10 protein-coding genes are annotated in these 11,662 nt (G+C 70.3%); 7 read left to right on the forward strand and 3 right to left on the reverse strand.

Annotated elements, in window-relative coordinates; translation table 11 throughout:
- Positions 1 to 22: 22 nt before the first annotated feature.
- A complete protein-coding gene (locus IE226_RS29605) occupies positions 23 to 1,861 on the forward strand; it encodes a GMC family oxidoreductase (protein ID WP_190084465.1) in 1,839 nt (612 codons plus the stop codon).
- A gap of 157 nt (positions 1,862 to 2,018) precedes the next feature.
- On the opposite strand, the gene IE226_RS29610 is transcribed toward IE226_RS29605, so the two are convergent.
- The gene (locus IE226_RS29610) at positions 2,019 to 3,026 is read right to left on the reverse strand and encodes an LAETG motif-containing sortase-dependent surface protein (protein ID WP_229871608.1); all 1,008 of its coding nucleotides are present in this window, start codon (positions 3,024 to 3,026) and stop codon (positions 2,019 to 2,021) included.
- 219 nt (positions 3,027 to 3,245) lie between these two features.
- Between IE226_RS29610 and IE226_RS29615 the strand changes: the two genes are divergently transcribed.
- Together IE226_RS29615 and IE226_RS29620 are read left to right on the forward strand one after the other, a co-directional pair.
- Complete coding sequence (locus tag IE226_RS29615) at positions 3,246 to 3,698, forward strand: hypothetical protein (protein WP_229871609.1); 453 nt, start codon at positions 3,246 to 3,248, stop codon at positions 3,696 to 3,698.
- Positions 3,699 to 4,048: 350 nt separating this feature from the next.
- Positions 4,049 to 4,633, forward strand: a complete 585-nt coding sequence (locus IE226_RS29620) for a hypothetical protein (protein WP_190084466.1) — start codon at positions 4,049 to 4,051, stop codon at positions 4,631 to 4,633.
- 781 nt (positions 4,634 to 5,414) lie between these two features.
- Here the strand turns inward: IE226_RS29620 and IE226_RS44920 are convergent.
- Positions 5,415 to 5,912: a chorismate mutase gene (locus tag IE226_RS44920; RefSeq protein WP_308429564.1), complete on the reverse strand. Its 498-nt coding sequence runs from the start codon at positions 5,910 to 5,912 to the stop codon at positions 5,415 to 5,417.
- A gap of 544 nt (positions 5,913 to 6,456) precedes the next feature.
- Between IE226_RS44920 and guaA the strand changes: the two genes are divergently transcribed.
- Complete coding sequence (guaA, locus tag IE226_RS29630) at positions 6,457 to 8,043, forward strand: glutamine-hydrolyzing GMP synthase (RefSeq protein WP_190084468.1); 1,587 nt, start codon at positions 6,457 to 6,459, stop codon at positions 8,041 to 8,043.
- 98 nt (positions 8,044 to 8,141) lie between these two features.
- Here the strand turns inward: guaA and IE226_RS29635 are convergent, their stop codons facing one another.
- On the reverse strand, positions 8,142 to 8,621 hold the full coding sequence (locus IE226_RS29635; protein WP_190084469.1) for a pyridoxamine 5'-phosphate oxidase family protein: 480 nt from the start codon (positions 8,619 to 8,621) through the stop codon (positions 8,142 to 8,144).
- Between the two features lie 163 nt (positions 8,622 to 8,784).
- On the opposite strand from IE226_RS29635, the gene IE226_RS29640 reads away from it, so the two are divergent.
- The 3 genes from IE226_RS29640 (at position 8,785) to IE226_RS29650 (ending at position 11,653) form a co-directional block, all read left to right on the forward strand.
- On the forward strand, positions 8,785 to 9,570 hold the full coding sequence (locus IE226_RS29640; protein ID WP_190084470.1) for a class II aldolase/adducin family protein: 786 nt from the start codon (positions 8,785 to 8,787) through the stop codon (positions 9,568 to 9,570).
- A 160-nt stretch (positions 9,571 to 9,730) separates the two neighbouring features.
- Entirely contained in the window at positions 9,731 to 10,996 is a 1,266-nt protein-coding gene (locus tag IE226_RS29645) for a hypothetical protein (RefSeq protein WP_190084549.1), read from the forward strand.
- A 132-nt stretch (positions 10,997 to 11,128) separates the two neighbouring features.
- Entirely contained in the window at positions 11,129 to 11,653 is a 525-nt protein-coding gene (locus IE226_RS29650; protein WP_190084471.1) for a DoxX family protein, read from the forward strand.
- The last annotated feature ends 9 nt before the right edge of the window (positions 11,654 to 11,662 follow it).

The raw sequence follows: 11,662 nt of genomic DNA on the forward strand, positions 1-11,662 counted from the left end.
CAGTTCTCAACGAGGAGAGTCAATGTCACAGGAGAGCTCTGTCCAGAAACAGCCGGACAGCGAGGCGGTCGGGCACGACGACGCGTCGTACGACTACGACGTCATCGTCGTCGGTTCGGGCTTCGGCGGCTCCGTCTCCGCCCTGCGTCTCACGGAGAAGGGCTACCGCGTCGGCGTACTCGAAGCGGGTCGCCGCTTCACCCGTGAGTCGCTCCCGAAGAACTCCTGGGACCTCAAGAACTACCTCTGGGCACCGGCTCTCGGCCTCTACGGCATCCAGCGCATCCATCTGCTGGGCAACGTGATGGTGCTCGCGGGGGCGGGCGTCGGCGGAGGTTCGCTGAACTACGCGAACACGCTCTACGTGCCCCCCGCGCCGTTCTTCAACGACCCGCAGTGGAAGGACATCACGGACTGGCAGGAGGAGCTCAACCCCTACTACGAGCAGGCCAAGCGCATGCTCGGGGTGCGGCTCAACCCGACCACGACTCCGTCGGACGTCCACCTGAAGGCGACCGCCGAGGCCATGGGAGTGGGCGACAGCTTCCACATGGCACCGGTCGGCGTCTTCTTCGGCGACGAGCAGGACGCCTCTGGTTCTTCAACGGCCAAGCCCGGGCAGGAAGTTCCCGACCCTTACTTCGGGGGCGCGGGCCCCTCCCGCAAGGCCTGCAACGAATGCGGCGAGTGCATGACGGGCTGCCGGCACGGCGCGAAGAACACCCTCAACGAGAACTACCTCTACCTGGCCGAGAAGGCGGGCGCCGTCATCCACCCGATGACGTCGGTCGTCACCCTCACCGAGGACTCGCGGGGCGGGTACGCCGTCGCCACGCTGCCCACCGACAGCAAGCGCAAGGGCAAGGGGCGTACGTTCACGGCACGCCACGTGGTCGTCGCCGCGGGCACCTACGGCACGCAGACGCTCCTGCACCGCATGAAGGACACCGGTCTGCTCCCGCGGATCTCGGCGCGGCTCGGCGCGCTGACCCGTACCAACTCCGAGGCACTGGTCGGCTCGCAGACCACCGACCGCCGCTACCGCAAGCAGCACGGCATCGCGAAGGCGGACTTCACCAAGGGCGTCGCGATCACCTCGTCGATCCACCCGAACGCCACCACGCACATCGAGCCGGTCCGCTACGGCAAGAAGTCCAACGCCATGGGCGGCCTGACGATCCTGCAAGTGCCGTACAGCATCAAGGCGGGCGGCAGGGCGCGCGTCGCGGGCTGGCTCGGCAATGTCGCCAAGCACCCGTGGCTGATGGTGCGTTCGCTCTCCAACCGCCGGTGGTCGGAGCGGACCATCATCGGCCTGGTCATGCAGACGCTCGACAACTCCCTGACCACCTACCGCAAGGAGAAGGGCCTCGGCAAGGGGCTGCTGACCGCGCGGCAGGGCCACGGCGCCCCCAACCCGACGCAGATCCCCGAGGCCACCGAGGCCGCGACGCTGCTGGCCAAGGAGATCAACGGCTTCGCGGGGTCGAACATCGGCGAGCTGATGGGCACCCCGCTGACCGCGCACTTCCTGGGCGGCTGCCCGATCGGCGACTCGGCCGACTCCGGAGTCATCGACCCGTACCACCGCCTCTACGGCCACCCCGGCATCTCGGTCGTCGACGGCGCCGCGGTCTCCGCGAACCTGGGCGTGAACCCCTCACTGACGATCACCGCGCAGGCCGAGCGAGCGATGTCGTTCTGGCCCAACAAGGGCGCCGAGGACACCCGCCCCGCACAGGGCGCGCAGTACGTGCGTCTCGCCGCCGTCGAGCCGAAGTCCCCGGCGGTACCGGCGGACGCGTTCGGCGCGCTGAAGCTTCCCTTCCTGGGGATGCCTGCCGTGCCGGCCAAGAAGTAACTCCGCGCCCGCTGCCGGGCCGTACGTACGCGAAAGGACCTGCACCCCCCTCCGAGCGCAGGTCCTTCGCGTGTTTCAGGTGCCGCCGAGCGGCGGTGTGCCGTTACCGGCACGCCGTGTCACCGGCGTGCCGTCATCGGCGTGCTGACGCCCGTGCTTACGCGGAGGCGTCGGCCTTCTTGCGGCGGACGACGAAGACCGCGCCCGCACCGGCGATGACGGCGACACCGCCGACGAGGCCGATGGTCGGCAGCGCCGAGCTGGAGCCGGTCTCGGCGAGGCTGCCGGTGGTCGGGATGTCGTTGGAGCCGCCCAGCGGAGCCTTGCCGCCGGTGGGCTTCTTGCCGTCCTCGTTCTTGTCGGCCTCGCCCGGGTTCTCGTTGTCGCTGCCGGCCTTCAGGACGGTGAACTCGTAGAACGCGAACGACTCGTGCACGCAGTTCTGCTCGGAGTCGAGGTAGCCGCCGAGGCCGAGCGCGTAGCCGTCACCGGCGGGCGCCTTTGCGCTGATGTTGAGGCGCAGCTTGATGTCGACCTTTTCCTTGGCGCCCAGCTCGGTGGAGCCGAAGTAGAGGCCGCCGGTGACCTCGTCCGCGATGGACTCCCAGGACTTGGAGTCGGGGTTGAAGTACTGGATCTGCGCGTAGCTGGCGAGCCAGTCCTTCTCCTTCTCGCTGTCCGTGAAGTTGTCCACGGCGGCGAGCCACTGGACCTCGCCGAGGTCCTCGTCGGTCGGGTTGGCGGCGGTCAGCTTGAACTGGTGCCAGCCGCTGCCTGCGACGATCTTGCCGGGCAGACCCGAGAGGCCGATCTCCAGCTTCGAGTCGGCGTCCGTGCCGTCCTCGTCGACCGGGCAGTTCGAGGGCTCCTCGGAGGGCTCCTCGGTCGGCTTTTCCGACTCGGCGGGCGGGGGCGTCGTCTCGGCCGGCGGGGTCGTCTCGGCCGGAGGCGTGGTCTCGGCCGGAGGAGTCGTCTCGGCGGGCGGCGTGGTCTCGGCCGGCGGGGTCGTCTCGGCCGGCGGCGTCTGGGACGCGGGGGCCGACGAGCTCGGAGGCGGAGTGGTGGTGGTGTCGTCCGTCGCGAAGGCGGCCGGGGCCGAAAGCAGCGCGATCGGGGCTATGGCGGCAGTCGCGGCCGCAGCGGCCATGACACGGCGAAGCTTCATGAAGACCTCAGTCGTTCCGGCGTACCGCCTGGTGGACGATACGGAGGTGGAGGCCTCCGCGGTGGGGACGCGGGTGTGGCCGTTGTTACGCATGCATGACCCGTGTCGGCTGTGAATGGTTGTCCTTTAACTCACAGAATTCTTATGTGGCTTGGATCACACGCCTTGTGTGGTTGTTGCCGGGTGCCGTAGAAATTCCCCGCTCTACGGTGATCCGCCGTGAGCAAGGGATCAGGAGGGGGCGTCGTGGCGAAGCCGGACGAGATACCGGATCGAATACCGGACGAGATACCTGACCGTCTGCCGGACGACGTGTGGGAGCGGTTCGAGCGCGACAGCCTGCGCGACATCCGTTCCTCCGCGCCGAAGGAGCCGTCCGCGCGGGCGCGCATGGTGGCCGAGCGGCTGCGGCGCCTGGACGAGGAGGAGGCTCTCCGGCAGGCCGCGGAGTCGCGGGCCCTCGGCCGCAGGCGCAGGAAGCGCAAGGCGGCGCGGGGAGAGGGGGTCGCCGGGGCCTGGCGGCCGGACGAGTGGCGGTCCGCGCCGGCCGGCCCGCGGCGCGACGGGCGTTCGGAGCGCAGCCGCCGGGTGTGGAGCGTGGTGATCGTGATGGGCGGCATGGCACTGGCCATCGTGCTTTTGAGCCCGTTCCGGTTCTGGATCTGGCAGTAGCGGTCGGTGCGGGATCCGGCGGTAGGCCGGGCGATCCGGCGGTAGGCCGGAGGATCCGGCGGTAGGCCGGACGGGTGGTGGCGCGGCGCTGGTGGAACCGCCCGTAACGATCTTCCGTCGTAGGAGGAGTGCGGGTGACTCCGCACGACGCAAGGCGAAAGTGGGGGAGCGGGGACGTGAATTCAGCTGTGTCGCGCGGCGTGGTGGTGGCTGTTTCAGCGGTGGCGGCGCTTTGTCTTACGGCAGGGTGCAGCGGGAGCGGCGGTGGTGGCGGTAAGGATGACGGTGCCGGTGACGGGCGCGGGAAGCCGTCGAAGTCCGCGTCTCGGGCCCCCGGCGCCTCGTCCACCGTGGCGAAGCTGGAGAAAGCGGCTCTCGCCTCGGGCGACGTGAAGAAGTACAAGGTCGAGAAGGCCCCCGCGAAGGCGGCGGGGGAAGCGCGCGTGACCCCGGCCGAGTGCCGCCCGCTGGCTGAGATGCTCGATGCCGCCGCCCCGCAGGAGTCGAAGGCGCACGTCAGCCGCGCGCTGAGCAGCACCGATGTCGCGAACACCACGACGACCGAGGTCGTGCTGCTCGCATACGACCAAGGCGACGCCGAGAAGACCATGGACACGCTGCGTGCGGCGACGAAGTCGAAGAAGTGCGCCACGTTCGGGGACGGCGGTCACCGCTACTTCGGTACCAGGCCCCAGCCCGCGCCCGTCACTGGCGATGAGGCCGTTTCGTACAAGCTCGCGAACCGTTCCGGCGAGTTCCTCGAACGGCACCGCGTCTCGGTCGTACGCAGCGGCTCGACGGTGATCGCCTTCCGCGCCGTGAACATCTTCGACCCGCAGGCGGCCGGGGCGGAGGAGAACGGAAACCCGGCCGACCCGGTGGTGGCCGAGGAGATCGTCGACGCGCAGCTCGCAAAGCTGGCACGAACGAAGTAGCCACCGTGGGTAGCAAGGCAGCCATGGCAGACCGAAGGGCCCCGCGGGACGGATCCGCGGGGCCCTTTGGCTGTCAGCACCGACGTCAGGGCAGCGTCGGTGCTGCGGAGCGGCGCCGGGGGAGTGCGCCGCGAGTCGGGGTGGCGCCAGTGGCCGCCCCGGCGCACGGGGGGCGCACTAGTGGTCTCGACCAATGGCAATTGAGTTGTGCACTGCCGCGCTTGTGGCCTGTCCTGCTAGGCATCGTGCTGGATGCGCCGTGACCCGCGCAACCGGTTCGACGTGATCCTGACGAACAGGGACAGCTGTGGCGTTCCGAGGGGACGGATGAGCCGAAGACACTGAGAGATCCGGGGCCCGTAGACGTTGGGGGCGCATGGGGGCGTTCGGGAGCGGCTGGGGCGACGACTTGCTGCGGAGGGCTGGCTGGGGCCGAGGGACGGTTGGCCGGGGACGGCTGACTGGGCCGGGACGGCTGGCCGGGGTGCCTCGGGGGACGGAGGCCGGTCGGCTCCGGGCGTCCCCGAAGCCGACCGTTCCCTGGGTGACCGGGCATGCTGTCCCCTGCCGTCCGGTCACGCATCTGGAGCGAGGTCCCACGGCGCACACGAGGTGTGCGCCTCATCGCTCCAGCGGAGCCACGCGTGGTTTTTCCGTGCCCGCCCCTGGCTGGTACGGACATCGGGACCAACGAAGTCCCTCCGGGCCCGGTCACGCGCCGTACGGGTGAGACCCGACCCGAACTCAGATCCGGGGCGGCCCTCGGCGCGACCAGCAGGGTTCAGACCCGGCCCCGGCACAGCTCCAGGAGCGTCATCGCGAGCGACGTACCGGGCTTGCCGAGCGCGTCCCTGTAGTGGCCGAGGACCTCCATCTCGCGGGAGAGGTTGACGCGACGGCCGCCCGAGCCGATCCGGGCCTCCTGGATGACGGCCGACACGGCCATCCGTTCCTGTACGAGACCGATGATGCGGTCGTCGAGCGCGTCGATGCGCTCACGCGCACCCTCGATCACGTCGGCGGCCTCGGGAGTGCGGGCGCCGGTCTTGTCGGTCGTGGCGGTGGCCATCTGGGGCTCCTCGTGGGTTGCGGATCTGAGATCTGGGATCTGGGATCTCGGACCGTGGATCTGAGATCTCGGATTTCGGTGGAGAGCCCCGGAGCGACAAGGTCCGGAAATGACAGAACGCCCCGGGCCTTGTCGGCCCGGGGCGCCTGGGAAGTCGCTTGTCAGTGGATCAAGCAGCTCGACCATGGCAGCCGGCGGGCCGGTTGCCATAGGTAAAGAGGAAGCTGAGGTGCTTGGTCACGAGGCCAGTATGCCCCCACGCGCGCATGCCCGGTCAACACGGTCACGCCGCGGCCCGGATACTGAGACGCCGCGCGCCGCCGGGTGCGGGGACGTGGCTCCGCGGATGCGGCGAGGTGGGGCTCCCCCGGACGCGAGGAGTCGGGCTCCCCTGGGTGCGGTGAGGCGGGGCTCCGTCGGATGTGGCGCGACCGGGCTCCCTCGGGTGCGGCGAGGCGGGACTCGGACGCGCGAGGTGGGGTGCCGTCGGATGTGGCGAGACGGGGTTCCCTCGGACGCGGCGAGACAGGGCTCCCTCGGATGCGAGGAGACGGGGCTCCCCCAGTTGCGGTGAGACGTGGCTCCCCTGGATGTGGCGAGTCGGGGCTCCCCAGATGCGGTGAGACGTGGCTCCGTCGGATGCGACGAGGGTGGTGGCCGCACGCCCGTTAGAATCGACAAAACAGACCCCCTGCTCACGCACGAGCCCTCTGCTCACGCGCAAGCTCACGTTCAACGCCGGAAGGCCGCCGCCGTGCCATCAGCGTCCCCCGCTGCCGCCGCCCCCGACACCGTTCTGGTCGTCGACTTCGGAGCGCAGTACGCCCAGCTCATCGCCCGCCGCGTCCGCGAGGCCCGGGTCTACAGCGAGATCGTGCCGAGCACCATGCCGGTCGCCGAGATGCTCGCGAAGAAGCCCGCCGCGATCATCCTCTCCGGCGGCCCCTCGTCGGTGTACGCGGACGAGGCCCCGCGCCTGGACCGCGCGATCTTCGAGGCCGGCGTACCCGTCTTCGGCATGTGCTACGGCTTCCAGCTGATGGCGACCACCCTCGGCGGCACCGTCGACAACACGGGCGCGCGGGAGTACGGACGCACGCCGCTCGCCGTCTCCAAGCCCGGTTCGACGCTCTTCGAGGGCACCCCTTCCGAGCAGTCGGTGTGGATGTCGCACGGCGACGCGTGCAGCGCGGCGCCCGAGGGCTTCTCCGTCACCGCGTCCACGGACGTCGTGCCGGTCGCGGCCTTCGAGAACGACGAGAAGAAGCTGTACGGAGTGCAGTACCACCCCGAGGTGATGCACTCCACGCACGGCCAGCAGGTGCTCGAGCACTTCCTCTACCGGGGCGCGGGCCTGAAGCCCGACTGGACCACCGGCAACATCGTCGAGGAGCAGCTCGCCGCGATCCGCGAGCAGGTCGGCAACAAGCGCGCGATCTGCGGCCTGTCCGGCGGCGTCGACTCCGCCGTGGCCGCCGCCCTCGTACAGAAGGCCATCGGTTCGCAGCTGACCTGCGTGTATGTCGACCACGGTCTGATGCGCAAGGGCGAGACCGAGCAGGTCGAGAAGGACTTCGTCGCGGCCACGGGCGTGAAGCTCAAGGTCGTCGACGCGCAGGAGCGCTTCCTGACCGCCCTCGCCGGGGTCTCGGACCCCGAGCAGAAGCGGAAGATCATCGGCCGCGAGTTCATCCGCGTCTTCGAGCAGGCGCAGGCGGAGATCGTCGCCGAGGCGCCCGGTGACCAGCCCGTCGAGTTCCTGGTCCAGGGCACGCTCTACCCCGACGTCGTCGAGTCCGGCGGCGGCACCGGCACCGCGAACATCAAGTCCCACCACAACGTGGGCGGCCTCCCCGAGGACATCGAGTTCCAGCTGATCGAGCCGCTGCGCCAGCTCTTCAAGGACGAGGTGCGGATGGTCGGACAGGAGCTCGGCCTGCCGGACGAGATCGTCCAGCGCCAGCCCTTCCCCGGCCCCGGCCTCGGCATCCGCATCGTCGGCGACGTCACCAAGGAGCGCCTCGACCTGCTCCGTGAGGCCGACGCGATCGCCCGCGAGGAGCTGACGGCGGCCGGTCTCGACCGCGAGATCTGGCAGTGCCCGGTCGTGCTGCTCGCGGACGTGCGCAGCGTGGGCGTGCAGGGCGACGGCCGGACGTACGGCCACCCGATCGTGCTGCGTCCCGTCTCCTCCGAGGACGCCATGACCGCCGACTGGACGCGCATGCCGTACGACGTCCTCGCGAAGATCTCGACGCGCATCACGAACGAGGTCGCCGACGTCAACCGCGTCGTCCTCGACGTGACGAGCAAGCCGCCGGGCACCATCGAGTGGGAGTAGTCCGCACGGCCCGCTGAGGGCCGGCCCGCTCAGGGCCCGGACTCGAACGCCGGTGCCGCCGTCCCTCGAAGCAGGGCGGCGGCACCGGCGTTTTCTCGTCACGTCCGCCTGGTCGTCCGCGCCGGCGCACCCGGCTTCCACAGCTGCACCGCCAGATACTTCCCGTCCTCGATGTACGTCCGCACCACCTCCGTCAGCTCCGTGCGGAAGAGGTGGAACGCGTCCGGGTCCGGCGGGTTCACCTCGCCCGCGTACCGCGCGATGACCTCGGGATCCTTTACCTCGACCGCCCGGCCGGAGATCCGGATGTCGCCGCCGGCCATCTCCGTGCCCGGCCCCGGGTTCGCCTGGATCGAGAAGCGCGGATCGCGGCGCAGGTCGAGTGCTTTCATCGAGTCCGGCATCATGCCGAGCCACAACTCCCCGTGCAGGAAGCGGACCTCGAGCCCGGTCGTGCGCGGCGATCCGTCCTTGCGGAGCGTGGCCAGGGTGTGGTGCGTGAACAGGCCGAACCGCTCCTCGGCGGAACGCGCGAAGGTCGGTTCTGCTGCGCCGAAGGCTGCCCAGTTCGTCGTCATACGGCGAGTGTCGCGCCGATACCCGACACCTTCCGTCCGGTTTTCCGCACCGATTTCCGTCCGGCGTCGCGCCCCGCGTGCGCACTCTCTTCACAGGGGGCCCCTGTCTTCCTGCGCTGACCGGCGGTAACTTCCGCTCCGTACAGCCGAGGATGGAGGACACATGCAGGCGCCCATACCGATACCCGTCGAGCGGTTGCAGTTCGCGATGCCGCCGGTGCACGACTCGTTGGCGGACGAACGGCGCTACCGCAAGGAACGGCTCGCCGGGGCACTGCGGATCTTCGGGCGGCTCGGATACGAGGACGGGGTGTCCGGGCACATCACCGCGCGGGACCCGGAGCACGAGGACTGCTTCTGGGTGAACCCCTTCGGGATGCCGTTCAAGCACATCACCGTGGGCGATCTGGTCCTCGCCAACGCGCAGGGACAGGTCGTCGAGGGCCGCCACCACGTCAACCAGGCCGCCTTCACCGTCCACGCGCAGGCGCACCTGGCACGGCCCGACGTCGTCGCCGTCGCGCACTGCCACTCGCTGCACGGCCGGGCCCTGTCCACACTCGGCGAACTCCTCGACCCGATCACCCAGGAGTCCTGCGCTTTCTACGAGAGCCACGCGCTGTACGACGGTTACACGGGCGTCGTCGTCGACTCGGACGAGGGACGGCGGATCGCCACCGCGCTCGGCGACCACAAGGCGGTCATCCTGCGCAACCACGGGCTGCTCACCGTCGGCGACTCCGTCGACGCCGCGGCCTGGTGGTTCATCGCGATGGAGCGCTCCTGTCAGGTGCAGCTGAGCGCGCGGGCCGCGGGCCGCCCGATCCTCATCGGCCACAAGCAGGCGGTGGCCACGCGCGAGCAGCTCGGCAGCGATCTCGTCGCGTGGATCAACTACCAGTCGCTGTGGCAGGACATCAGCCGCAGCGAACCGGATCTTCTGGCCTGAGCCGATGACCTTCGCCGTCAACCCGGCGCCGCGGTTGTCACCCTCGCTGACCTGACCCCGGGCAGCTGATCGTCTTCCAGTACGGCACAATCCCCTTTCATCGCAAGGAAGTTCACGTTTTGGTGCTCGAACGAGGGCGGGGAAGGCGGCGTACGCGGTGGTGGCGGTGCAGGAGGCGCGGCAGGGCGCACACGGGGGCGGCTGCACGTGCGGCGACTGCCCGCACGGCGCGCGTGAGGGGCATCGGCGTGCCGTGGCCGCGTTCCTCGCCAAACGCGACGAGCTGGCGGCGGGACAGGGGCTGCCCGCGGCGGTCGCCCACTCGGCGGGCGCTTCCCGGCAGTGGGTGTCGGACGAGCTGACCCAGTCCGCCCGCGACGTCGCCGAACGCGGGCGGGCCGACGGCGAGGCCTGGCTCGGCCTGCTGTGGCGGCGCACCGTCGGGGTCGTCTGGGTGGCGGTGGGCGTACTGCTCCTTGTCCAGGCGCTCACCGCGATCGGCACCGGGTGGACCCTCGCCCGGACCGGCGGAGTACTCGCGGCCGTGATCGTCGGCGGGCTGCTGACCGGCGCCGGATATGCGCACCGGGCGCGCGGCGGCGTCATCGCCCCGCTGCTCGGCGAGGACAACCGCCTCTCCACCTCCCGAGCGGTGGCCGCCTGTTGGGTCCTGCTCGTGGTCTTCGCCGTGCTCGTCCTCGCGGGCGAGCTCGCCGGGGCGTCGGGGCACCGTGAGCGGGACGAACTGATCGCCGGGCTCGACCTCGCCCGTGCTGCCGGCGCCGTGACCGTCCTCGCCGTGGTCTGCGGGGTCGCCGTACTCGTACGCCGCGTGGTGGGCCTGCGGGTACTCGGCCAGCGGCTGCAGAAAGTGCCCGCCGACCGCCCGCGAGCCGCCGACCTGCTCACCGACGACGGGGGCCGCGGCAGCTTCACGGACGCGCAGTACGTCCTGGTCAGCGCCGTCGCCATGGTCTTCGCCGCCGTACGCCTCGCGCGGCATCCCGAACAGCTGCCCGACCTGCCGTGGGGGCTCGCCCTCCTCGTCCTGGTGTCGGCGGCGACATACCTCACGGGCAAGTACACCGAGGGCGGCCGTCCGGTGATCCTCTCCGTCGTGCGCGCCCGCGAGGCCGGTGATCTCGACGGCCCCATCCGCACGGGCGACGACATCGAGATCCGCGGGGCCGGATTCGTGCCGCCGGGCGCGCAGACCGCCGATCGCCTCGCCCGTATGGTCGTTCGCATCGGAACAGTGCACGTCCATGTGCCGCTCGTCCCCGTGCCGGGCGGCTTCACCAACCCGACCGACGCGACCCTGACCGTCCCGGTACCGGTCGACGTCGAGGCCGGGCGCGTCGACGTCCAGGTGATCACGGCCGCGGGCGTGGAGACGAACCGCTGCACGATCGACGTGACGGACTGAGCCCCACGTCCCGGCCCCCGGCCGGTCCTCGCGAATTCGGTGCAAGCCACTGAGCAGGCCCCCCTGTTCGTACGTATCGTCAGGTGACGGGTCCATGGGCGAAGCGGGTCAACGGGAGAGGCGGCGAGGGCTATGGCTCACGGCATGCGCACCGACAGCCACACCAGCTACGTCAGAAGCAGCGGCTGGCGGGAGAGCGCTTCCCGTTACGCCCTGCTCCCGCTCCGGATCTTCCTCGGCGTCACGTTCATCTACGCCGGCCTGGACAAGCTCACCGACAGCGCCTTCATGTCCGCCGGTGGCGCCGGCTCCATCGGCGAGATGATGGAGGGCGTCCGCGACATCTCCGCCTTCCCGGGCCTCGTCGACCTCTCCTTGAAGAACCCCGTCGGCTTCGGCTACGCCATCGCCCTCGGCGAGCTGGCCGTCGGCATCGGCACCCTCGTCGGCCTCTTCGCCCGGATCGCCGCGCTCGGCGGTGCGCTGATCTCGCTCAGCCTCTGGCTGACCGTGAGCTGGTCCACCGAGCCCTACTACTACGGCAACGATCTGGCCTACCTGATGGCGTGGCTCCCGCTGATCCTTGCCGGGGCATCCGTCTTCTCGCTCGACGCGATGATCGCGTCCCGGCGCAGGCACAGCGCGGGGCTCGCCTGAGCTGGGGGG

The sequence above is a fragment of the Streptomyces longisporoflavus genome, from assembly GCF_014649775.1.
Lineage (GTDB): Bacteria > Actinomycetota > Actinomycetes > Streptomycetales > Streptomycetaceae > Streptomyces > Streptomyces longisporoflavus.